Origin of the sequence: Lentilactobacillus hilgardii DSM 20176 = ATCC 8290 (genome assembly GCF_000159315.1) — a bacterium.
GTDB classification, from domain to species: Bacteria; Bacillota; Bacilli; order Lactobacillales; family Lactobacillaceae; genus Lentilactobacillus; species Lentilactobacillus hilgardii.
The window spans coordinates 149,718-173,187 of the sequence record NZ_GG669995.1; the positions used below are offsets into that span (position 1 = coordinate 149,718).

Below are 23,470 nucleotides of genomic sequence, written 5' to 3' on the forward strand. Positions count from 1 at the left end.
AAAATGGAGGATGTTTAGTATGGCACACAAGTGGTGGCAGGATTCGGTTGTCTATCAAATCTATCCAATGAGTTTTCAAGACAGCAATAACGACGGAATCGGCGATTTACCGGGTATTCAGAGTCGATTGCCCTATCTAAAAAAGTTGGGAGTCGATGTCATCTGGTTGAATCCTATTTATCAATCACCGAATAAGGATAACGGCTATGATATTGCTGACTATGAGGCAATTAATCCGATTTACGGCACAATGGATGATTTTGACAACCTGCTTGAAGCGACGCATAAAAATGGCATCAAGCTGTTAATGGATCTTGTGGTTAACCATACCTCCGATCAACACAAATGGTTTAAGGAAAGTAAGAAATCTCGTGATAATCAGTATGCCGACTATTATATTTGGCGCGATCCGGTGGATGGTCACGAACCCAATAATTGGGGTGCGGCGTTTGGTGGATCTGCATGGACATACGTTAAAGAACGGGGACAGTATTACTTGCACCTTTTTGCACCGGGACAACCCGACCTCAACTGGGAAAATCCAGAAGTTCGACAATCAATCTGGAAGCTGATGCGTTTCTGGTTGGATAAGGGTGTTGATGGTTTCCGAATGGATGTCATTAATCTTATTTCCAAGCCTGATGGGCTCCCTGATGCGCCTGCACCTGCAAATTACGCCACTGTTGAAAACGTGGTTGCCGATGGGCCTAAATTAAATGATTACCTGCATGAAATGAATGATCAAGTGTTGTCGCACTATGATGTCATGACGGTAGGGGAAATGCCAAGTTCCAAACCGGAAGATGCGATTGAATATACCGGCTTAAAGAGCAATGAATTGAACATGGTTTTTCAGTTTGAGCACGTTTCCCTAAGTGCCAATCCGGACAAACGGCTGGGGAAATGGAATGATGCCCCAGTTAAATTAACAGACTTGAAGCGGGCATTATCGCGTTGGCAGGTTGAATTAGACGGCAAGGGCTGGAATAGTTTGTATTGGAATAATCATGATCAGCCAAGAGCTGTTTCGAAATTTGCGAATGATGATCCGAAGTATCGGGTACGTGCCGCAAAAATGCTTGGTAATACGCTTCATATGATGCAGGGGACCCCCTACGTTTATGAGGGTGAAGAACTCGGAATGACAAATGTTCACTACACGAGTTTGGATCAATATGAAGATTTGGAATCGATTAACAGCTATCATGAGTTAGTTGATCAGAATCACGATGTTGATGGTCAGACGATGTTGAAGTATCTGGCAAACGTTTCCCGAGATAATGCTCGGACACCGATGCAATGGGATGATCAGGAAAATGCCGGCTTCAGTCAGGCAAAGCCATGGTTTGCATTGAATCCCAATTATAAGACCATCAATGTTGCAAGTGAGCTTGAAGATCCGCAATCCGTTTTCTACTACTATCAGAAGTTGATTGCATTAAGGCATGATTCCGAATTGATTCGCTACGGTACTTATGAGGAAGTTGATTCGGAAAACTCTGAAGTGTTTGCTTATCGGCGTCATTATGCCGGTAAAACATTGCTGGTGATGAGTAATTTTACGGATCAAACGGTTATTCGAGACTATGATCAGGCCAGTGCCGATGAGTTGTTGATCAGTAACTACGATGATGATCAGGGTGTTAAACTTCGTCCTTATGAAAGTAAAGTTTATATCAAATAAATGAAATGCAACATTGACAAAAAGACAGTGTGATCAGGTCCACCGGTTGGTAGGCTTAAGACACTGTCTTTTTGTGTAAGTAATTTTTAATTCAAGGCGTGATGATTATATTTCTGGTTATTGACTTGAGATGGTTTCAAAGACCTGTTTTACTTGTTTCTGATAGCGTTGAGCCTCTTTATATATGGCTTGGTGTTCTCTGTAACTTGATCATAATCGCCGACAGCACCCGGGGCAACCAAATTACCGCCTGTACCTGCACAAACTGCACGGCAGCGAACCAGTCTTGAAGATTATCCAAGTTAACGCCACCGGTTGGCATGGTGTTCATTTGTGGGAACGATCCATGAAGTTCTTTGATCATGCGTGGCCTACAACAACGGCAGGAAATAGTTTAACAATAAAGGAGTATTTGTAAATACTGTAAGCGGGTAATGGCGTTTATATAATAAGAACTAAATTTTATGCAAAAAGATGCAAACCGCATTAAACTGTATTAAATATTTTTAATACAGTTTAATAAGGATGTTGACAAAAATGTGTGAAGCGCTTACATTGGTGTTGGAACTTAAATTTGCGTATGGGAGTGTGAGTGATAGATGAGTCACGAAAAAAAAGCTCAAGCAGATAGCCGCTGGTTAGACGATCCAGAAGTTTTTCGGATTAACGAATTACCAGCACACAGTGATCACAGATTTTATCGAAATCAAGATGAAATTGAACGTGATCAAAGTAGTTTTGTTCAATCATTAAATGGTGATTGGCGATTTTCTTATGCCAAGGATCCAATGAGTCGTCAAAAAGATTTTTATAAAGCAGATTTTGATTCCAGCAATTTTGATACAATTCGGGTTCCTGGATTAATTGAATTTGCCGGATATAATAAGATTCATTACATTAATACGTTTTATCCATGGGAAGGCAAAGAATTCCGCCGACCAGCGTTTACAATGGGACCGGATCAAGATGAAGCCGGTATGTTTAGCAAGGGCAAAGACAATCATGTTGGTGCCTACATTAAGAAATTTACGTTGAACCCGGATTTACAGGGCCATGATGTCCGCATTCGTTTTGAGGGCGTTGAAACCGCAATGTATGCCTGGCTGAATGGTCATTTTCTGGGCTATGCTGAAGATAGTTTTACCCCTCACGAATTTGATTTAACACCTTATTTGACTGATGGAGAGAATACCTTGGCTGTAGAAGTATTCAACCGCAGTACGGCCAGTTTCTTGGAAGATCAGGATATGTTTCGTTTCTTTGGCATTTTCCGCGATGTGTCGTTAATCGCTCAACCGGCTGTTCATATTGAGGATTTATCAATTAAGCCAACCGTGAACGATGATTTTCAATCTGGACGATTAAAGGTTGAAGCTCAGTTTTCCGGTCAGCAAAGTGGCGTTGTTGCCCATTTAACCGTTGCTGGCGCAACAGGCAAGCAGGTCTATGAAAGCAGAAGTGAGGTTGACAGCGATGTTCGATTGGCCGATACATCGTTTAAGACAATTCACCTCTGGGACAACGATAATCCGTACTTATATCAGTTAACGATCACATTGACGGATAAAGATGGTCGGACATTGGAAGTTGTCCCATACCAGTTCGGCTTTCGTCGAATTGAAATCAATCAGGATAAAGTGATTGTCCTAAATGGCAAGCGACTGATTATCAAAGGTGTTAACCGCCACGAATGGGACGCCGAGTCCGGACGGGTTGTCACAATGTCGGATATGAAGCAGGATATTGAAACGTTTAAGAAAAACAACATTAATGCTGTTCGGACCTGCCATTATCCGGATCATATTTCCTGGTACTACCTGTGTGATACCAACGGCATTTACATGATGGCCGAAAATAATTTGGAATCCCATGGAACTTGGCAGAAACTGGGCAGTGTCGAACCGTCCTATAACGTTCCCGGATCGGTTCCGCAATGGAAAGCGGCCGTTCTTGATCGAGCTAAAAATAATTATGAGACTTTCAAGAATCATACCAGTATTTTATTCTGGTCACTTGGTAACGAATCATATGCCGGTGATGATATTGAGGCTATGAACAGCTACTATAAGGAAGTTGATCCATCAAGGCTTGTACATTATGAAGGCGTTTTTCATAATCCTAAATATAAACAAACTATTTCAGATGTTGAAAGCCGAATGTACGCAACACCAACTGAAATTGAGGCTTATTTGAAAGATAATCCGCAAAAACCTTTCCTACTATGTGAGTACATGCATGATATGGGTAATTCAATCGGTGGTATGAAATCGTATATGGGTCTCCTTGATAAATATCCAATGTATCAGGGGGGCTTCATTTGGGACTTCATCGATCAGGCGGTTGCAGTCAAAGACGAAGTAACCGGTCAAAAGGTGCTTCGCTATGGCGGCGATTTTGATGACCGGGTTTCCGACTATGAATTTTCTGGAGATGGCTTGATGTTCGCCGATCGGACAGAAAAACCAGCAATGCAGGAGGTTAAATACTATTATGGCAAATACTAGTCAGTTAAAAGTCATTTACGGCGATGGGACTCTTGGTGTTGGTGGTGATGATTTCCATTATATCTTCAGCTATTCACGAGGTGGTCTTGAATCTTTGGTCATCGGTGGTAAGGAATGGTTATATCGTGAACCCAAGCCGACTTTTTGGCGGGCAACAACCGATAATGACCGGGGGAATGGCTTTTCAAAGAAATCAATTCAATGGCTGGGAGCCGATATGTTTATCGATGTCAAATCGATTGATGTTAAAGTGAATAATCAGCTGATTGACTTTCCAGGTGCTCCGTTAAATAATCGGTATTCCAACAATGAGTTTGTGGATCAAATTGAGATTATTTACCATTATGAAACGTTGACGATTCCGAGCGCAACGGTGGACGTGAGTTATACAGTGACAGCAAATAGCGTCATTAAAGTGGCTGTTCACTATGCCGGACAAAAGGAGCTTCCGGAATTACCGGTATTCGGGATGCGTTTTGTATTACCAACAAAGGCAATTGGTTATCAGTATGACGGTCTTTCGGGTGAAACATATCCTGATCGAATGGCTGGCGGTGTCCCCGGGGTTTATCAAATTGATGGCTTACCGGTCACAAAATATTTGGTACCGGAAGATAATGGTGTCCATATGGAGACAAACTGGGTCACGGTCACTCGAAACAGTACTAAGAATAACGCGGACTCATCCAGCGTCCCATTTAGCCTGACTTTCGAAAAAGTGGATCAGCCATTTGCGTTTAGCGCTTTGCCATACACTGCAGAAGAACTGGAAAATGCCACGCATATTGAGGAACTTCCGCTTTCAAGAAGAACCGTGGTGACTATTTTAGGTGCCGTTCGTGGTGTCGGCGGTATCGACAGTTGGGGTGCGGATGTTGAATCTCAATATCATATTCCGGCAGATCAGGATATCGATTTTGACTTTGTGATTAAACGAGGGTCGAAATAAGATTCAGGTTGTGGGTCTCTAACAACTATGTAAACTTAATTTGAAATAAACGAGGGCCTCCGAGATTTGTCTCTGGGACTCTTTTGTCATTCATTACCCAAATGTCACTTGAAAAAATATGATCAATAACATGCTGATAACGGCAGTGATGAGTGTCATTGTTCAAAATCCAAGTTCGTCGTAATGATTAATTTTGGGATATTTTTGACAAGGGTTATCCGGGTGAGTGATTGAATCACTGATTATGAAGACGCTTTAATTGATTTAAGTACTTTCTGGGTAGATACTTCATGTGATGAAACATTGAGCGTTTGATTTCTATCTAGGGGGAATTTAAAAATGGCAAATTTAGTTGTTAAAACGGATGTTGAATATGATTCGATCAACCATCAAAAGACCGATATCTATTATGATGGGGATGTGAAACAGGCTAAGGGTGCAATCATCGATATCCATGGCGGCGGTTGGTTTCGTGGCAATAAATCCAAGGATGCCGATTCATCTAAACGTTTCGTTGAATTGGGATATTTAGTCGTTACACCAGCTTATCGTATTACACCGGTTGCCTATTATCCGGCACCGTTGGAAGATATGGATCATTTGTTTGAGTGGCTGAAAAATTCTGATTTACCGTTCGATCATGATCATATCGGCGCATTTGGTTCGTCAGCCGGCGGAAATATGGTGGTTGAATTAGCCATTAAATACGGCATTCCAATCGTATCGCTTTCCGGAATTTTGGATATTGATGATTGGTTGGGCAAACATCAGGACGTGGTCGCTGCAGAAGGCGATACCAGCGGATTTAACGCTACAGCCAGTGCAAATATTAATCAGACCGGTGCCAACGATCCATTTTACAAATGGTTTGTGACCAACTATTTCAACGGCCGAACGGATCAGTATGAAGCGGCAACTCCTTATCACAGAGTAACCAATCAGACTGGCACAATGTATTTGGCTAATTCCTTGAATGAGTTTGTGCCAAACAGCGGCGTTTTAACGATGGCAAAGACGTTATCCGATCACCAAATTCCTTATATGACCAGGATGCTGACCGGAAGCCGACATGCAAAGGGATATTTGGATGATGTATGGGATGACGTTGCGGCATTCTTTAATAGGACGGTTTAACTTGCTATTCTACGATAGTTAATCTTTTCATTAAAAAGCTTGACCAGATACAAAATAACGGTTCAATAACTTCTAAAGTCAGTTTTAGAATATTGAACCGTTATTTTTTTGTCTAATTTGATGAATTAAGGTTTTTATCACCTTAGATAGTTAAATTTCCATGATAAAGAATCTATCCATGGCCGAATGTTCGCCATGATTTAGAGGATGCCCCAATTCAGAGAAGCCATATTTCCGGTAAAGATGAATGGCTGTTTTTAGATTATGATGGGTTTCGAGATAGACTTCTTTGTAGCCGGCATGTTTGGCAAAGTTAATTGCTGCATCAAGTAATTTGTAACTGAGATGTTTTCCTCTGGCATTTTCTGTTAAATATAATTTTTGCAATTCGGCAATTCTATTTTTGGCATCATATTCAGCGATGCCGTTACCGCCTAAAATATCACCGTTGTCAGTGGAAGCTACGAAGTATTGACGTTTAGAGCTTGACTGATAATACTGACTTAGGTTAGAGAGTTCGGGATCAAAATACGCTGTCCCTGGGATATCTAATTGATATGCTTTTAATGAATGTTGAACAATATGCGCTAAAGCTGAATTGTCGCGATTTTCAATGGGTCTGATTTGTATCATTTACATTACTCCAATTCAAATTAATGATATGTTAGGCATGTACTTCTTCAATTAGTTTAGGATTACATGAAAGAAAGCTCATATAAGTCATCGTTATTGGCAATCTCTAAATTACCGCTTAGGGTTTAAAAGGTCAACTTAACAATGACGAGTCGGAAATCATCCAGCCAAAGGTTTATGAACCATTCTGATGTGTGGTGTGGAATGAAAGATAAATGGGTCGCCTTGAGTGATGAAACCAAACTTCTGGTATAGGGATTCGACTTGAATTTGGGCTTCAATTTTGATTGGCGTATTTGGAAAATCAGTTTGGATTGTCTGCATAATATGATCAATTAAGGCTCTGCCATATCCTTTCCCTCGATATTCCGGTGCGGTAACGACACGGCCAAACGTGACTTGGCCATCGTCCTCGAATATCCGGGCATAAGCTGCGATGTTGCCGTCGACTAATTTGAAAACGTGAATGGCCTTAAGATCGTTGGTATCTACTTCCTGATAGATTCGCTTTTGATCGACCACAAAAATTCTGGTTCGAAGATATAGAATGTCGAATAGTTCTTTGGTTGTTAACTGATTGAATGGTTTGATAACCCACATAATGAATGCCTACTTTCTGGAAAATAATAATTGATTAATGGTTTCAACGGCTTGATAAAATTGATCCTGTTTGTCGACAGACAGCTTTGATAATAATTGTGCCACCTGTTCGTTTGACCTATCATCCAGGTTTTTGGTCATTTGCTGACCGGAAGCAGTTAGCTTCAATTGAACGGAACGAGAGTCTTTAAGGGAGCGCACTTTTTCAAGGAAGCCTTGCTTGACCAGCCGATTAATGATTCGACTGGTATAGCTTTTATCGATTTTTAAATGGGTGGCAATCTCGTTGGGGTTGATGAGGTGGTTAATTTTAATTTCCAATAAGATGCGTCCTTCCTGCCAACTTAGACTGGTATTGAATACCTGCCTGTTCAGTAATCCAAGAAGCTCCGTATAATCTCGATTAAATTCGCGAATCAAGGAAATTTCTTTTTGTGAAAGCAAAACGGTCCCTCCGGATGTTTAAAATTTGGCGAACGTGATTTTAATTATAAATATTTTAGTGGCTTTTGTCCACTATTTTTTTAATGATGATTCTTCTTATTTAAATCAAAAAAAAGTTCAAAATTTCTAAAATGAGGTTAGAAATTTCAAACCATTATCGAATAAGTTTAAAATGAAGACTGCCAAAATTTATTTAATATAAGCATTTTTATAATTATAGTTTGGTCCTGCGGTGTTATAAATGATTCCTTTGACCTTAGGATTGATTAACCATTTTTCCCCTGACTGATAAAGCGGTATGATAGCTTGGTCTTTTAATGCCAGGTTCTGTGCACTCACCATATCGTTCCAACGGGCTTCGGGTTTATCAGCATCCTGGCCGTTGCTTTTAGCAATTAATTTATCATAAGCAGCGTTTTTCCATTTTGAAATGTTACTGGGGTTCTTAGACGTTAAGATGTTTAAGAATGTGATCGGATCGGAATAATCGGCGAACCAGTCGGCAACGGTTGCTTGAAATTGTTGATCGGCCTGACGTGACAGGACAACTCTGGCAGGAATGTTATTTAAGGAAACCTTCAAGCCGGGTAATTTTTCAAGGGCGCTTTGGAGGTACTCTGTCAGCTGTTTAGTAGAATAATCATCCCCAGCCATCAGCGTAAAGCTAAGTGATTTTAATCCCTCTTGTTTTAGTCCTGCTTTAAACAGTTTCTTGGCTGCCGGTAGATTATAGGTCATTGAGGCAGGCGCAGTTGCGTCTTCAGTAAAGTCCTTTCCAGTCTTTGGCGAAACGGCCAATCCTTTGGAAACAAAACTATCATTTTGGATAGCACCGCCACCCACGACTTTGTTTGTCATAACTTTTCGATCAATGGCCATTGAGATTGCCTGACGAATTTTTAAATTCTGAAAAACTTTTTTCTTTTGATTGAAAGCAATGTAGTAGGAAGATGACTGATTTCTGGTCACCATGTGTTTATTCTTACTGTATTGCTTGGCTTGGTCATTGGAGAGACCGTCCATATCCAACTTCTTTTCGTTATATAAATTAAGGCCGGTTGTCGGATCTTTTACAACACTGTATTTAACCTGATCCAATTTGACGTTTTTCTTATCCCAATAGTAAGGATTCTTTTTTAAGGTCCACAATAAGTTTGTTCCTGTCCATTTCGTTAATGTGAATGGCCCGTTGTAAACCTGTTTGTCAGATGACGTCCCATATTGACTACCATATTTTTGAACTGCTTTGGCGTTTTGGGGGAAGAATACCGGGAAGCCCATGAGTAGTTTAAAGAAAGGCAGCTTATCTTCAAGTGTGACGGTTAGTTTATACTTGCCGTCTGCTTTAATGCCCAGGGATGACACAGGGGCTTTATTGGTTTGGATCTTATCCGCATTTTTAATTCCTGAAAAAAGATAGCCATACTGTGAAGAAGTCTTTGGATTCAGTGTTCGACGCCATGAATAAACGAAATCCTGTGCAGTGACCGGATCACCGTTACTCCATTTTGCATTTTTTCTGAGATTAAACGTGTAGGTCTTACCATCCTTGGATTCTTTGTAGGATTGAGCAATTCCGGGTTCAATCTTACTATTCTTGCCCAAGCGAAGAAGACCCTCATCGACGTTATTTAGTACTGTAAAACTGTTAAGCGCAGTCGTTTTCGATGGGTCGACAGACGTTAATTCGGAGTCGATTGATGTTCGGATAATTTGCTTGTCAGAAGACTGTTTGGATTTTCCACAGCCAACCAATAGTACTGAAAAACAGGTGATGCCAACCAATAATTTAAGTTGTTTTGATGACCCCATATAAAATCCTCCCTAAGTTCCGCTTTCGTTCTTAGTAAAATATTAGAAAACGGTCAGTTGATGTTAGAATATGTAACATTTTCATTAATTATACTTTAATCAAATTTTAATGCAACCTTTTTTGATAAAATCAAAGCTTATAAACGGATTTTATTCAAATAGAAAGGGACAGGGATGGGGGATCAGTAAAGGTGACAGCAGTTTAAGAAAGGTTGATTTTTAGACATAAAAAAGCGATTCAGTTTTCCTGACATTAATCCAGGAAAACTGAATCGCTTTTTAAACGAACCTTATTCAAAATAACGGATACAACGCTAATTGAGCGGTTCTATTTTTTTGAGTGGCGTTATTGCCCCACCGTTTGAGTTTGATAACCCTACTAAAATAAAAAGTTTATCGACAGGACAAACGCAATATAAAGGATGCCGTATGCCAATACGACAAAGTGTAAGGTATCTGTCAGCTTAAGCAGTCGGGTGGTTGCGTAATCTTTATTGAAAAATATGTGGAACCACCCCAATGGCAGTAACACAAGCAGGATACCATAGCCGATTTGTTCATAGAAGTGAGCCATTGTCAAAATCACAGGTGAGAAAAGAATCATCATAGTGACACCCACCAAGTACATAATGGCAAACGACTTCATAAATTTTGGATTGATTAATCGTTTTAAATTTGAGTTCATCAAAATAAATCATCTCCGTTTGAGTGGCTTACACTGGCATTATAACAAGTTAAAACCGTTAAAGCCAAATTGATTTAAAAAATACAAAATTTATTCAGGGGCTAAAATATGATACCCTGTCAGTATGCATTAAGAAAGTAGGGATAATTTGATACAAACACGTTGGTCTTGGCAGAAGCTTCTTATTTCCGCTGTCATTTTATTTGGATTATTATTTGGTACCAGCTTTGTTTCCAGAGCGATACTGTTTTCCGGTCACAGTGAGACGGCGATTTATCTTCGAGCAGTTGTCAGGTTTACATACGCTTTTATCGCGGGTGGCATTGCGTACTATGGATTGGGAGGCAATCGGCTTTTAAAATCGGTGCCGCCATTAAACCTTTTTCTTAAAATAATGATAACGACTATCGGTATGTTATTAATATTACTGTTGCTCGTAAGTGGCTTTCCATATCGGCTGTTGGCAATGGTCCATTCAAATCTGTTTATTGCAAATACATTAGTTGCATTATCGGCCGGAGTTCTTGAAGAGTTTACCTGTCGGGGGCTGTTACTGTCGGCTTTCGCGCAAGCATTTGAACGAAATAAGTACCGTTATACGTGGGCGGCGGTGGTTTCAGGCGGTTGTTTTGGGTTACTGCATTTATTTAACTTACTTGCCGGTCAAGCCTTAATGACCACACTTCAACAAGCCATTTACGCATTTGTTTTGGGCATCCTTTTTGTCGCAATCAGATTAACGACTAATTCGCTTGTTTGGGTAATTATCATCCATTTCTTTATTGACTGGCAGCCAACCATCTCATCCCAAGTCATGACCGGAAGTGGGTCCCCATGGGGGGCATTCTTCATTATTTGGACACCTGTTTTGTTGATCGGATTGGCATTTATGATTGGTTTTGACAAGAACATTCGCTGGCATTCGGGGTTATCATTTCTATAAATTGAGGTGAAAGATGATTAATTTACTCGCTTAGTGGTCGCTATTTTGCTGACTATCGATTATGTCAAGCAACAGAAATCTCAAGCAAATATGGACAGTACAACTTACTGAAAATCAATGAATGGCATTAGAAGTCGAGCTGAAAGGACTTTTAGTGTCATTTTATTGTGCATGCGGGTATTTTGAAGTTATATATCGGTCTTTCAGAAAAAAGAGTCCTGCAATTAAGGGCCCCAGTAGCGCATAAAGCAAACTTAGACTGATATTGATGACGAGCCCCCACTGGTCATCGTGGAGTTGCATCATGAATTGCCACTGAGATAAGCGTTCTTTTCGTCGATTGATGAATCCCCATTCATCTTTAGGAGATCGTTTTCTGATTCTTTCGGATTTTAATTCTGACAGTCCCTTTGTCGGCAGTGATTGACCGGTTAAATAAAATGTTTTGCGATTAACTAAGAATAGCTGAGAGACCCATGAGCAAAAAAGCCATGCATTGAACCAGTTAAAATTAAACACGAACCGCATCCTACCATCCGCATTGAAGAAGTAGAGTAACCCGATCATGATTAGAGATTGGCAGATGAAGCGGCCTGTCTTTCTATAGATCATTGTTTTGTCCCTCCAGTTTTTGAAAACTTGCCTATGGTCAAAAGTATAGCGAATTATTGCTAAAATTAAAGACATTTTCTCAGAAATACGGCACATTTCTGAGAATCCCTTTAATTTTAAGCGATTGTCTTTATAATGGAAACCAGTTAAAAGTTCGAAGAACCTAATTGGAAATAGTGAGGATGGGAGGCAGTTAGATGACAATGGCTTATGAGATTCGTGGCCTTGAAAGGGGAACGCTAAGTGTCTTGCTCATTTTATTTTTTAACATAACCAGCTTTAGCGTATCGGCATTTCATATTAAGTTTAATTGGTATGTGGATCTGATACTCCTAGGCTGTATCACGGTTTATCCATATGTCAGGCATCGCCTGCATCGACTTTATCAATGGCAGTTATTTTCGAACAAAAAGTCACGGTTAACCACAGATGTTAATCAATATCGTGACCGGTATCTGGTGACGGCCCGGATGCCTGAATCAAATTTGAGAACATTGGCTTATTCAAGTGATGGTCATTATTTGTGATTCTTCGCAAAGTGTTTGAAAAACTTTTTGTTGGATTTGATCGTTATGCCGCTAAGTATTTTAATAAGTGTCTATTTTGCTTTAAAAAATGTGATGGGTTATAAATGTTGTTTCAAAAGCATATGTTTATAGATAATTAAAAACGAGATCGGAAATTCCGACCTCGTTTTAAGAGGTATTTAAGCATCACCAATACCCCAAAAGTTTCGTTAATTTAGCTCTATTAATATCCCGGTTCGATAACTTGTTGGTAAATCCCGCGAAAGAACCATTGCCGGTTTTAGACGTCGTCCAAGAATATTTAATACTACCGGCACTTTCGCCTGATTGAGCGTACATGATATCGTCCAGATAAGGTGTGTGATCCAGCCCCAGGCTATGGCCGAGTTCATGGGTGATCGTTGCTTCCCAGAAGCCGCGGTAATACTTATCGTAGGCAGCTTTGTCAGCGGCGGTCTTTGGCTTGGATACCTTTTTTCCGCTAACGGCTTCAAGTACGGTCAAGATGTAGCTGTTACTATTGAAGTGGGATTTATTGACCCAGAGCTTATTGGTCCTGTACAGGCCATCCCACAGACTGCCGTTTTGACCACCCGTTCCAAAGCCGACTCTGATTGTGTAGTTGGTGCTCGTTCCGGTTTTAAAAACGGTTGTTCCCAAAGCGTTATTCCAGGTTTTCATCGAAACAGCCAAGTATTTACGAAGCTGGGGAGAGGCGGTGTAAACCAACGCTTGGTGATGGTTAAAGACAGACGGCTTGCTCATCAAATCAACATTATATTCCTTGTTGAATGTTGATTTGTATTGACTGTAAGTCGCTTTGGAAAATGAGCGGACGCTGCTTGTCGGATTTAGATCGGGTGTCTTTTGAATCCGTGAGATAACGGTCTTTTTTGCGGTGGTTTTAGCGTAGGCCTGTGTTTGGAAATGGGATCCAAGGGAAAATGGCAGTGCGGTGGCGATTGTCAGGGATGCCAATAAACTGGCAAGTAAATGTTTCTTCTTCATTATCAAATGATAGCTCCTTACATATAGTCCATTATAAGTTATTGGAATCATAACACCATCTAAGAACCGGTTCAAGAAATCTCCATCAAAGGTTCCAGTTTATTATGAAATTTTCATCATTAGAATTTATAGTGAATATGTAGAGGGAATGATCATCTTAATAAATATAAGGGGAGTTTGAAAATTGAAAAATAAGAAGCGTCATGACCGGAAAGGGTTCTGGTGGCAGTTATTCAGAAGCCTGATTGTTTCACCGTTAATTGTCGGATTCATTGGTGTTTTTGGACTCGGCTGGTGGTGGGCAATGATACCGGCATTATTGTTGAACGGGATTTATTGGTATCACTACAATAAGAAGAATCAAATCGCCAACGTTTCAAATGAAATAAAAGCAATGATCATTTCTTTGGTCTATTACTTGGGTGTTTTTTCGCTTATTATGATTGTTTACCGTTACAATTATGTTGCTATGTCGGAATATCCGTTAATTGCATTTGCCTTTCCATACAACTTATCCAGTCTGATAGCCGGTGCTTTTTTAATGTATGACCTTTTCCCATGGTTGATTATCGGGACATTTTGGTCAGGGGTATTGGGTGCTGTTTACTACCAAAGTGTGGCTGGACAATTTCCAAAACTGGGAAAGAGGCAGATGACTTGGTTAATTGGGCTCTGTTTGATTAGCTTACTGCCACTTTACCAGCAATTTGCCAAAAATTTGCGATACGTTCATACATATAGCGATACTTCCAGTGAACTTAATTTAAAGCAGTTTCGACCGTTTATGAAAAAGTCACATCTGGCGAGTTTGGACCATTCAACAAACTTGCGATTTGTCAGTCACTATCCCCGTTTGGATGGGGCTACGGCTGCGTATCCTATTTATTCAGCGGTTGCACAGACATTGTATAAGGGAATGACGGCAAAGCAGGCCGCTAAAATAGTTCGGGTAGGAACAACCCCACAGGCCTTTGATCGACTGATTCATAAAAAAGCTGACGTTGTCTTTATGGCTCAGCCGTCCACAAAACAATTAGCAGCTGCCAAAAAGGCCAACGTTAAATTGAAGCTGACTCAGATTGGCAGTGAAGCATTTGTGTTTTTCGTTAACAAAAAGAATCCGGTGAACAGTCTTTCCGTCAAACAGATTCAATCAATCTATCAACGAAAGACCATTTTTTGGTCAAGCGTAGGTGGTCGTTTTGAAACCATTTTGCCGTTTCAAAGGGCAGAAAACTCCGGCAGCCAAACGGCCATGGAGAAGCTGGTCATGCGCAATCATCAATTAGCTAAACCATTGAAATATCAGGAAGTTGACGGCATGGGTGGCATTATTGATGACGTAGCCGGATACAACAATCGTACCAACGCACTCGGCTATTCGTTTCGATTCTATACGACAAAAATGAAGCGAAATAAGAAAATTAAATTATTGAGGGTTAATGGGATTGAACCAAATATGACGACTATTCGTCATGGCAGTTATCCGTTTATTGCTAAAATTTATGCAATTAGCAGACGTCATCAGACTAAAAATACCCAACGATTGATTCGTTGGGTACAAGGCAGGGACGGCCAACAATTGATTGATCGAACCGGATATGTGGGGTTGAGGTAGCTTACTGAATTGAATCAGTTACCGGCATCAATCCCACCAATCATCAATTTGTTTAGCTAAGAATGTCTGCCAATACTCAGCTTCTTCACCGGCGAAAGCACCATTAGACATTCGAGGTACTAAATAATCTGTGATAAAACGCCGCATTTCTCTTTTGACAACGTCAGCGCCAACGTAAGATCTCTGTGCCCGAATCATTTCCCTGATCATTAGTTTTGTTAAAAGGGCGTAATCATTGTCACTCTGGATTAAATTAAAAAGTGATTTTGCTTGTTTCTGTAATAGTTGATTTTCAACAATGAAGTAGTCATCAGCGACTTCATCCAATATAAGGTCGTCATGGTGCTTCATGGCGAGGTTGGCGTCTAAGTATGTCTGTTGGGGTTTACTTAAGGTGCCATAAAAAGTTTGGTGAATGCGAACATTAGCTTCGATAAATATGAGTAGGTAGCCATAGTCCCAGTTGCCAATATAACCTCGTAAATAATTACGATAAGCTTTGCCATCTCCTGCACTGGCTTCGGGAAACATGTCGTAAAATAATCTGACGGCCTTTTTCTCAAACTGTGGTTTGTACTGAAGCGATTGGGAAAAAGCACCATGCTTTCTGTTGTGTCTACCGACTCTATAGCGTTTTAACAGCCCTTTTTTTGTTGCATAGCGATCACCAATCAGGTTTTGTTCCGAATCAGGCGTTGGCAATGTGCGGTATTTCCCTAAAGGTCGCTTTTTATACATAGTTAAACCTCCGTTCATTTTAAGAGATACTTTTCAGACAACCTTCATTTCAATAATGATGTCGTTGGCGTTTGATCATCAAACAAGCCAAAAGGATCGGCATGATACTTTCTATAAGGTAAGCACCATATTATACCAAATTTCATCAGCGTGATCGGAATCCGCCACGCCTTCGTTTTTGTAGCCGTGGCTTTCATAGAAAGGAATCAATTTCTTTAAACAGGTGAGGCTAATGGCGGTTCGTCCTTGCTTTCTAGCTACCTTTGCCAATTCATCCAGCAATTGACCGGCAATGCCGTTATGTTGATATGAAGGGTCAACTACTAAGCTGAGCACTGTTTGATAGCTTTCACTTGGATTGTTTGGTCTCGCCTTTTCATAAAGCTCGTCGGTTAAGTAGCGTTGACTAAAGGAAGGTCCCACAATGTAGCCGACGACTTGGCCTTGATCATTTTTTGCAACGATAAATGTATCCGGGTAAAGCCGGATTCGGTCTTTCATAGCTTCGGTAGTGGCAGCTTCAGCGGCTGAAAAGCCGGTATGTTCAATCCGCATGATGTCGGATAATGCTTGTGGTTGGGCGTGATCGAAAGTTATTTTCATCTTAAAAGCTCCTGTCTAACTGATTGTCTGTTCTTATTTTATCTGATAATGGTAGATTTTTCTATGTGAACAATTTTGAGAGAAGGGATTCGGGTTTATGAATCACAAAACAGAAACATTGGATAAGCAGCAGGGTCCTAATAAACGGTGGATCATTATGACTGCAGTTTTTATCGCTACGTTCATGACATCGGTTGAAGTGACCATTGTGACGACAGCTTTGCCTTCCATCATCAGTGAGTTACACGGGCTGGCTTTTCAAAGTTGGATTATGAGTGCGTATTTGCTCACAACGGCCATTACAACACCGATTTATGGCAAATTGGCTGATATGATGGGGCGACGAAACATTTTTCAATGGGGCGTTTTTGTCTTTACCGTGGGGTCTTTGTTAAGTGGGTTATCACCATCTATTTTATTGTTGATTATCTCCCGGGCGCTTCAAGGGATTGGTGCAGGCGCAGTCATGCCACTGACGTTTACCATTATTGCGGATAATTTTAGTTTTAAAGAACGCGCCACGGTGTTGGCTTTTAATAACACGGCGTGGGGGTTATCAGCGTTGGTTGGACCGTTAATTGGCGGTTTTCTGGTTGATCAGTTATCTTGGCACTGGGTTTTCTTTGTTAATGTACCGTTGGGCATTGCGGTTATGCTATTCGTCTGATTTGGCTACAAAGAAAAAGTTAAGTTACAGAAGAAATTAGCAATTGACTGGTTTGGTATCCTTTGGCTTGCGGTCAGTTTGGTCGGCTTACTGTTAGCTATCCAGGTTTTGGATAATCAGTCTGTGATGGCGCTGGGACTGTTTATTATTGCTACGGTTAGCCTATGGTTGTTAGTTAGACGGGAACGGCATTTTTCAAATCCATTGTTATCACCAAAAATGTTTCGTTCGGCAACCTTTAGCATTCAAATTATCACCGCAACGATCTTAAGCGGGGTTCTGATTGGCTATCAGGTTTATTTCCCGATTTGGCTGCAGTCGCTTTACCGGGTTTCCGCCACGACAGCGGGGTTAGTTGTCACATCTAGTTCGGTTATGTGGTTAATTGCTTCCTTCTTCGTCGGTCCCTTGCTTGCCAAATATGTGCCAAAACGGATTGCAATTGTCCTGATTATCTTGATGTTATTGGGATATGTCGAGTTGATAGTTGCAGGTAAGTCGTTTCCGGTTTGGGCATTCTATGTGATTGCGATGGTTAACGGTACCGGGATGGGCATTGTGATCAGTATGAATACGATTCTCAGTCAACATTTGGTTTTGCCGACCATGGTTGGTTCGGCCACCTCAATCTTAACTTTGGGGCGGTCATTGGGCCAAACTGTCATGGCGGGTGTCTATGGAGCAATTTTGAATTTGATGATTCGACTGAATCTACATGACGGCATAACCTTTTCACAGGTTAATGGTGTGATCAGCTCAAACCACACGCATGAGGTGGCCAATCGGGCAATGGCAGATCCTATTATTTTAATGGCATTACATGCGGTTTTTATTTCCGTTGTTGTGATTTTGCTGATTGTAATCGTGATTAATTGGCTGGATCCGAATAAAAAGATCATCAATTAATATCAATCGACGAAAAGCTGCTTGACTGAAATTTTAGTTTGTTAACGGTTGATTTAACATGTACTTTCACTGAAAAAGAAAGTCAAACAATTTTATGTAGTACTGAGATAGTGATTTCTTAGAAATTATGTCGTTAAAATGTTTATTCCAAAAAACATTGCTTTTTAAAACTAATTAATGTTTTACTTTACTTCAAGCGTACTTGAACTGCTATCATTAAAGATGCCAAACATCCGCAACATGTTTGTTCATCATATTCTAGAATTGGCAAGAAAAATTTGTTGGTAGCAGTATTGGTGATTACCATCTAACCTAGAAATTTTTCCTGGTGATTGCTAATTAGCAGATTTATTTTTCTGGTTTTATGACATATAAAGATAAACTCAAAGGAGACAGAAAATGATGGAATTCCGAAGATTTGGCAAGACGGGCTTTTCAATCAGTGACGTTTCATTAGGCACTTGGCAGCTTGGCGGTAAATGGGGAACACCTTTTGATGCAAAGGATGCCTATGATACACTTTCAGAAGCTTATGATCACGGCGTGAATTTTTTTGATACCGCAGACGGTTATCAGGATGGTAAAAGTGAACAAACTGTCGGTAAGTTTATTAACAGTCACCCGGATGTTCATTTCACCACTAAGATTGGCCGTAAAGAAGAACCGTTGAGCGTTGAACATTTCGATGCAGCACATTTAACACGCTATGTTGATGAATCACTTAAAAATATGAATCTCGATACCTTGGACTGTGTGTTATTACATTGCCCGCCAATGAGTGTTTATTATATGCCGGAAACGTTCTTTACGATGGACCAACTGAAGAAAGAAGGCAAAATCAAACACTACGGCGTCAGCGTCGAGCGTGTTGAAGAAGCGATTAAAGCGATGTCTTATGATATTTCGGCAGTCGAAATCATTTTTAATATGTTCAGGCTACGACCAGCTGATTTGTTCTTTGATTTAGCTAAGAAAAACAATATTGGCGTCTTGGCTCGGGTACCGTTGGCAAGTGGTTTGTTATCCGGCAAGTATACAGCTGATACAAAATTTGCACCTCAGGACCATCGGACGAATAATCGTAATGGCCAACTCTTTAGCAAGGGCGAAACATTCTCGGGAGTTGATTACCTTACCGGTGTGAAAGCCGCCGATGAATTAAAAGAACGACTCGCAACTAATAATCTGGCCGCAATGGCTCTTCGCTTTATCTTAATGTATGATGCTGTTTCGGCCGTTATCCCCGGTGCAAGTAATCCTAATCAAATTGAACGCAATACAACTGCGGCTGAATTGCCTGCTTTAAGTGATGATCAGATGGTAATTGTGCGTGACGTTTACGACAAATACATTAAAGATCCGGTTCAATATTTATGGTAAAAATGATCTGACAGACATTTGGCAGTTTTGCTATAAGGTTGAGTGTTTTATTAGGACTTGTGGCTAACTTGTTAATTTCCACGTATTGGTCGGCTATCTTTTCATCCAAGTACATCAAAAAAGCACTTATTCAGACGATTGTTAGCTCTCTGATAAGTGCTTTTCCGCTATGAATTTAAATGGGTGTCACGATAGTACTGACCTATGCATCATCGTTAACAACCAATACCTGAACAGTTGCATTTCTAACGACGTAAGCAGTTGTTGAACCAATAATGAATCTGTCAATAGCACCCCGACCTGATTTACCGATAACGATTAAATCAATGTTATTTTTCTTTGGCACATCGGTTGCAATGACTGATTTTGGATATCCTTGAGTGACGATTGTCTCGGCATCCAAACCATTTTCTTTAACGGTTTTCAGTCCATCGTCAACAATGTCGTGAGCATAACTGGTTAATTCAGAATAGCTGCTGTTTGGCGCAGCGGCTGCAGTTGCCGGCATTGCAAAATTACGATTATCAACAATTGATAGTAATGATAGTTTGGATGAGAAGGTTTTTGCTAATTTAATGGCGACATCTAATGCTTTTCGAGAATTTTCACTACCATCAAGTGGTACTAAAATGTGCTCATACATTAAAATCACTCCCTTTAAATGACTATTAACCGCTTACATCTTTAGTTTAAAGCATAGTATGACCGACATCAAATTTAAATCTCTTTTTGTTATGGAAATCGATCATTTAGTATCTTTATTAAGACTATATCTTGATATCAGTCAAAAAGTCAGCCATTTATTTAAAATGCATTTTACTAAATTTTTCAAAGCATGTATCCTTAATTATAAAGAAGTATCGATAATGAATACGAGAAGGATGGATGATTAATGGCAAAAGATTACGTTTCGATGATTCGCTCATTGGTTGGTCACACACCGATTATGATGAATACGGCTGCCGGTATCCTGCTAAATGACAATGGTCAGGTTTTATTGAACCTGCGAACCGATACCCATAACTGGAGTTTACCGGGCGGTTATTTAGAGTACGGTGAAACCTATGCACAGGCCTGTGTCCGTGAATACAAAGAGGATAGTGGCATTGATGTGGACATTATCCGCTTTTTAAAAATATTTGATAAGGGCGAAGTGCGATACCCGAATGGTGACGTCACTCAAACAATTTCGGCACTTTACCACGTGAGACAGATTGGTGGGCAGCCCTTACAATCGGAAACGGACGAAACGGTTAAACTATCCTATTTCGATTTTGACAAGCTGCCGCCTTTATTAAATCAGCAAACGGCAGATATGTTAGACTATGCTTCAAAAAATATTGATCATTAATGGGGGATTTAACATGAGTAAAAAGGTTGTTATACCAAAATCGTTATCTGAAGATGGAAAAAAGGTTTTAACGGATCGGGGAATTGACTTAATAGAAGTTGACGACAACTTTATCGATGGCCTTTTGGAGCATGGTCGGGATGCCGATGGGATGATTATTTTTCTGGATCACGTTGGAGAGGACGTATTGTCGCAGATGCCCAACTTAAAAATTATTGCCCGACATGGTGTTGGTTATGATAGCATAGACTTGGATGCAAGTGCTCAACATGGTGTCTGGGTGACCAATACACCAAATGCAAATGCGGCAACGGTTGCAGAAACAACTTTGGCTGAGATATTTGATTTATCCAAAAATGTCACAAAAACTTCTTTTGAAATGCGAAAGGGCAATTATACGTACGCATTGGCACATCGGGGCTTCGATTTGGCGGGTAAAACGTTGGGAATCATTGGATACGGCCACATTGGCCAGCAAGTTGCCAAAAAAGCCAGCGCCTTGGAAATGCCGATTCTTATTTATAACCGATCGAAAAAGGAATCTCCTTATGAAAAATTTGTCGATTTGGACACGTTGTTGAAAACAGCTGATATTGTGACGCTACATTTGGCTTCAAATCCGGCTACTCATCATATCATTGGAAAGGATCAACTTGCCGAAATGAAACGGTCAAGTGTCCTGATCAATTTGGGACGTGGTGGTTTGATTGATACAAGTGCCTTAATCAATGCATTAAAGATTCACCAAATTGCTGGAGCGGCCTTGGATGTTTTTGAAGAAGAGCCATTACCACTAGATAGTGACTTATTTCATTTTGAAAATGTGCTGTTAACGCCTCATATCGGTTCAAGTACGGTTGAAAGCTTTTCGAGGATGGCCGTTGACGCGGCAAGTGAAGTGGTTCGGGTGTTGAATGGTGAAAAGCCACAATGGCCGGTGAATGAACCTAAATAAGACATCAGGATGTAAAAATTGAATAGTCAAACTTAACTGAAGTAGGGGCAAACCTTATTTCAGTTTTTTCGTTATCTGAGTGATCAACCCAAACAAGGGATTATTGTTGATCACTGATGTACGCGTGTTTAGAATGACCTAACGGGAAATTAACTGATTACCGGGAGTCCTGCTATAATGATGTTGGAGGTGCAGGTTATGACAACAATCTATGTCAATCCAGATAAAAAACATGATCAAATTGTGAAGTTGTCCGATGGTAGTTATGGTGTGATGAAAGCAAAGAAAGAAATGGCTGGGATTGCCTATCAGTTTAATTTTATCAGTCATCAGCATCCAGGATTTGTGATTAGCCACGCGCCGGTTAATGGGGACGTTGAAAATGTTGATTCAATTGATGGTAAACAAAGCTTTAAAATTGCCTGGCGTTCGTGAGTTTATTTATTAAGTCATAACGGCATTATGTATGAATAAATAAGCTTATAAACAACGGTTATAAGATATCATTTTGATTATTGTACCAAAGGAGTTAGGGACGATGAACCTGGCTCCCTTTTTTGATCAGGCAAATTTAGAAGAATTTGACAAATGCACAAGCGTTCACGGCCAAACTAAAACACTTTCGGAATATAATATAGACGTAGCCTCATGAAAGGGGAAGAGTCATATGAAAGCAGCATATATTAAGGAAACCGGTAGTAGTAAAAATATTATTATCGGAGATTTACCGGAACCGGAAATCGGCGCTGACGATGTCCTGGTTAAAGTTTCGGCCGTTTCGGTTAATCACGTGGATACGTTTGTAAGAGCCGGTTCATATCAAACAAACTTAAATTTTCCGTTTGTTATTGGCCGGGATGCGGTTGGTGAAGTTGAAAAAGTCGGCGCTAATGTTGACCGATTTGCTATTGGTAGCCAGGTTTGGACCAATAGCATGGGATATGATGGCCGACAAGGCACAACAAGTCGTTATGTAGCTGTCCCAGCTGATCGTTTATTTCATATTCCATCAGGTGTAGATCCAATTAAGCTGGTAGCCTCGGTGCATTCATCCGCAACTGCTGCTATCTTGATTAATCACGTTTTTCAGGCTAAGAGTGGCGACACGATTTTAGTTGAAGGTGCAGCTGGACACGTGGGAACAAAATTGATTCAACTTGCGCATACCATGGGACTGAGGGTTATTACGACCTCTAATGAAGCTGACTTTGATAAGATGGATCGTTTTGGCAGCGATTTGGCATTGGATTACAAGAAGTCTTTAACCAAGCAACTGGAAAAGCATGACATTGACGGTGTGGATTTTGTTGTGGATACTTCAGGAAAAGTTGCCCTGCAGGAAAATATTAACGCCCTTAATGAGCGGGGGACAATTGGATTGATTACAGCGCCAGAGGATAATAAGTTTACATTTAATGTGCGAAAGTTCTATACAACTGATAAAGCGATTCGCGGATTTGTCTTAAGCCACGCAACAATTGATCAATTCATTGATGCTGCAAAGCTGCTCAATCAACGAATGGTTGACGGCTTCTTACTGGATGATGACATTGTTGAAAAGCCAATAGAAGATGCAGCACAAGCACAGCATGCGTTGGAGACAAATACTGTTAAAGAACGACTTGTTTTGAAATTCTAAATATTCCTAAACAAATTGTTTAAGATAATGATACCGGTACGCTATAATGAAATTGGAAGCAGTAACCGATTACATTAT

Annotated in this window: 23 protein-coding genes and 1 pseudogene; 13 read left to right on the forward strand and 11 right to left on the reverse strand. The window is 40.4% G+C overall.

The window, feature by feature from the left end; all coding sequences use genetic code 11:
• Positions 1 to 19 precede the first annotated feature (19 nt).
• Positions 20 to 1,684: a glycoside hydrolase family 13 protein gene (locus HMPREF0519_RS10350; RefSeq protein ID WP_040472796.1), complete on the forward strand. Its 1,665-nt coding sequence runs from the start codon at positions 20 to 22 to the stop codon at positions 1,682 to 1,684.
• A gap of 178 nt (positions 1,685 to 1,862) precedes the next feature.
• Here the strand turns inward: HMPREF0519_RS10350 and HMPREF0519_RS13425 are convergent, their stop codons facing one another.
• Positions 1,863 to 2,048, reverse strand: a complete 186-nt coding sequence (locus HMPREF0519_RS13425) for a hypothetical protein (RefSeq protein ID WP_003636028.1) — start codon at positions 2,046 to 2,048, stop codon at positions 1,863 to 1,865.
• A 235-nt stretch (positions 2,049 to 2,283) separates the two neighbouring features.
• Between HMPREF0519_RS13425 and HMPREF0519_RS10355 the strand changes: the two genes are divergently transcribed.
• The 3 genes from HMPREF0519_RS10355 to HMPREF0519_RS10365 all read left to right on the forward strand — a co-directional run bounded on the left by HMPREF0519_RS10355 (position 2,284) and on the right by HMPREF0519_RS10365 (position 6,271).
• Complete coding sequence (locus HMPREF0519_RS10355; RefSeq protein WP_003636029.1) at positions 2,284 to 4,188, forward strand: glycoside hydrolase family 2 TIM barrel-domain containing protein; 1,905 nt, start codon at positions 2,284 to 2,286, stop codon at positions 4,186 to 4,188.
• Positions 4,175 to 5,137 (forward strand): beta-galactosidase small subunit, encoded by a 963-nt coding sequence (locus HMPREF0519_RS10360; protein ID WP_003636031.1) that lies wholly within the window; start codon positions 4,175 to 4,177, stop codon positions 5,135 to 5,137. Before HMPREF0519_RS10355 ends, HMPREF0519_RS10360 begins: the two co-directional genes overlap by 14 nt.
• A gap of 339 nt (positions 5,138 to 5,476) precedes the next feature.
• Complete coding sequence (locus HMPREF0519_RS10365; RefSeq protein ID WP_003558326.1) at positions 5,477 to 6,271, forward strand: alpha/beta hydrolase fold domain-containing protein; 795 nt, start codon at positions 5,477 to 5,479, stop codon at positions 6,269 to 6,271.
• 150 nt (positions 6,272 to 6,421) lie between these two features.
• Here the strand turns inward: HMPREF0519_RS10365 and HMPREF0519_RS10370 are convergent, their stop codons facing one another.
• From HMPREF0519_RS10370 to HMPREF0519_RS10390, 5 genes are all read right to left on the reverse strand, one after another.
• The gene (locus HMPREF0519_RS10370) at positions 6,422 to 6,904 is read right to left on the reverse strand and encodes a GNAT family N-acetyltransferase (protein ID WP_003558328.1); all 483 of its coding nucleotides are present in this window, start codon (positions 6,902 to 6,904) and stop codon (positions 6,422 to 6,424) included.
• A gap of 159 nt (positions 6,905 to 7,063) precedes the next feature.
• Positions 7,064 to 7,504 carry a GNAT family N-acetyltransferase gene (locus tag HMPREF0519_RS10375; RefSeq protein ID WP_003552927.1) on the reverse strand — a complete coding sequence of 147 codons (441 nt, stop codon included), beginning with the start codon at positions 7,502 to 7,504 and terminating at the stop codon, positions 7,064 to 7,066.
• A gap of 9 nt (positions 7,505 to 7,513) precedes the next feature.
• A complete protein-coding gene (locus tag HMPREF0519_RS10380; protein WP_003636033.1) occupies positions 7,514 to 7,948 on the reverse strand; it encodes a MarR family winged helix-turn-helix transcriptional regulator in 435 nt (144 codons plus the stop codon).
• A 189-nt stretch (positions 7,949 to 8,137) separates the two neighbouring features.
• Positions 8,138 to 9,760 carry a peptide ABC transporter substrate-binding protein gene (locus HMPREF0519_RS10385; RefSeq protein WP_003636035.1) on the reverse strand — a complete coding sequence of 541 codons (1,623 nt, stop codon included), beginning with the start codon at positions 9,758 to 9,760 and terminating at the stop codon, positions 8,138 to 8,140.
• 379 nt (positions 9,761 to 10,139) lie between these two features.
• Entirely contained in the window at positions 10,140 to 10,445 is a 306-nt protein-coding gene (locus HMPREF0519_RS10390) for a hypothetical protein (protein WP_003552940.1), read from the reverse strand.
• Positions 10,446 to 10,593: 148 nt separating this feature from the next.
• Here HMPREF0519_RS10390 and HMPREF0519_RS10395 point away from each other — a divergent pair, with 148 nt between their 5' ends.
• On the forward strand, positions 10,594 to 11,388 hold the full coding sequence (locus HMPREF0519_RS10395; RefSeq protein WP_003636037.1) for a CPBP family intramembrane glutamic endopeptidase: 795 nt from the start codon (positions 10,594 to 10,596) through the stop codon (positions 11,386 to 11,388).
• Positions 11,389 to 11,550: 162 nt separating this feature from the next.
• Here HMPREF0519_RS10395 and HMPREF0519_RS10400 read toward each other — a convergent pair whose 3' ends face one another.
• Positions 11,551 to 12,000 (reverse strand): hypothetical protein, encoded by a 450-nt coding sequence (locus HMPREF0519_RS10400; RefSeq protein ID WP_225429150.1) that lies wholly within the window; start codon positions 11,998 to 12,000, stop codon positions 11,551 to 11,553.
• A gap of 197 nt (positions 12,001 to 12,197) precedes the next feature.
• Here HMPREF0519_RS10400 and HMPREF0519_RS10405 point away from each other — a divergent pair, with 197 nt between their 5' ends.
• A complete protein-coding gene (locus HMPREF0519_RS10405) occupies positions 12,198 to 12,527 on the forward strand; it encodes a hypothetical protein (protein WP_003636040.1) in 330 nt (109 codons plus the stop codon).
• A gap of 186 nt (positions 12,528 to 12,713) precedes the next feature.
• On the opposite strand, the gene HMPREF0519_RS10410 is transcribed toward HMPREF0519_RS10405, so the two are convergent.
• Positions 12,714 to 13,535, reverse strand: a complete 822-nt coding sequence (locus HMPREF0519_RS10410) for a zinc metalloprotease (protein WP_003558340.1) — start codon at positions 13,533 to 13,535, stop codon at positions 12,714 to 12,716.
• Between the two features lie 184 nt (positions 13,536 to 13,719).
• Here HMPREF0519_RS10410 and HMPREF0519_RS10415 point away from each other — a divergent pair, with 184 nt between their 5' ends.
• Positions 13,720 to 15,153 (forward strand): PstS family phosphate ABC transporter substrate-binding protein, encoded by a 1,434-nt coding sequence (locus HMPREF0519_RS10415; protein WP_003636042.1) that lies wholly within the window; start codon positions 13,720 to 13,722, stop codon positions 15,151 to 15,153.
• Between the two features lie 27 nt (positions 15,154 to 15,180).
• Here HMPREF0519_RS10415 and HMPREF0519_RS10420 read toward each other — a convergent pair whose 3' ends face one another.
• Positions 15,181 to 15,891, reverse strand: a complete 711-nt coding sequence (locus HMPREF0519_RS10420; RefSeq protein WP_225429151.1) for a hypothetical protein — start codon at positions 15,889 to 15,891, stop codon at positions 15,181 to 15,183.
• Between the two features lie 111 nt (positions 15,892 to 16,002).
• Positions 16,003 to 16,494 (reverse strand): GNAT family N-acetyltransferase, encoded by a 492-nt coding sequence (locus HMPREF0519_RS10425; RefSeq protein WP_003558348.1) that lies wholly within the window; start codon positions 16,492 to 16,494, stop codon positions 16,003 to 16,005.
• Positions 16,495 to 16,591: 97 nt separating this feature from the next.
• On the opposite strand from HMPREF0519_RS10425, the pseudogene HMPREF0519_RS10430 reads away from it, so the two are divergent.
• A pseudogene (locus HMPREF0519_RS10430) lies at positions 16,592 to 18,067 on the forward strand (MFS transporter).
• Between the two features lie 402 nt (positions 18,068 to 18,469).
• Complete coding sequence (locus tag HMPREF0519_RS10435; RefSeq protein WP_190870501.1) at positions 18,470 to 19,447, forward strand: aldo/keto reductase; 978 nt, start codon at positions 18,470 to 18,472, stop codon at positions 19,445 to 19,447.
• A 202-nt stretch (positions 19,448 to 19,649) separates the two neighbouring features.
• Here HMPREF0519_RS10435 and HMPREF0519_RS10440 read toward each other — a convergent pair whose 3' ends face one another.
• Positions 19,650 to 20,090: a universal stress protein gene (locus HMPREF0519_RS10440; protein ID WP_003636052.1), complete on the reverse strand. Its 441-nt coding sequence runs from the start codon at positions 20,088 to 20,090 to the stop codon at positions 19,650 to 19,652.
• A 249-nt stretch (positions 20,091 to 20,339) separates the two neighbouring features.
• On the opposite strand from HMPREF0519_RS10440, the gene HMPREF0519_RS10445 reads away from it, so the two are divergent.
• The 4 genes from HMPREF0519_RS10445 (at position 20,340) to HMPREF0519_RS10460 (ending at position 23,392) form a co-directional block, all read left to right on the forward strand.
• Positions 20,340 to 20,798, forward strand: coding sequence for an NUDIX hydrolase (locus HMPREF0519_RS10445; RefSeq protein ID WP_003558357.1), 459 nt, complete (start codon positions 20,340 to 20,342; stop codon positions 20,796 to 20,798).
• Positions 20,773 to 21,753, forward strand: a complete 981-nt coding sequence (locus tag HMPREF0519_RS10450; RefSeq protein WP_003636054.1) for a phosphoglycerate dehydrogenase — start codon at positions 20,773 to 20,775, stop codon at positions 21,751 to 21,753. Before HMPREF0519_RS10445 ends, HMPREF0519_RS10450 begins: the two co-directional genes overlap by 26 nt.
• 177 nt (positions 21,754 to 21,930) lie before the next feature.
• The gene (locus tag HMPREF0519_RS10455) at positions 21,931 to 22,188 is read left to right on the forward strand and encodes a hypothetical protein (protein WP_003636056.1); all 258 of its coding nucleotides are present in this window, start codon (positions 21,931 to 21,933) and stop codon (positions 22,186 to 22,188) included.
• A 232-nt stretch (positions 22,189 to 22,420) separates the two neighbouring features.
• Positions 22,421 to 23,392: an NADPH:quinone reductase gene (locus HMPREF0519_RS10460; protein ID WP_003636058.1), complete on the forward strand. Its 972-nt coding sequence runs from the start codon at positions 22,421 to 22,423 to the stop codon at positions 23,390 to 23,392.
• Positions 23,393 to 23,470 lie beyond the last annotated feature (78 nt).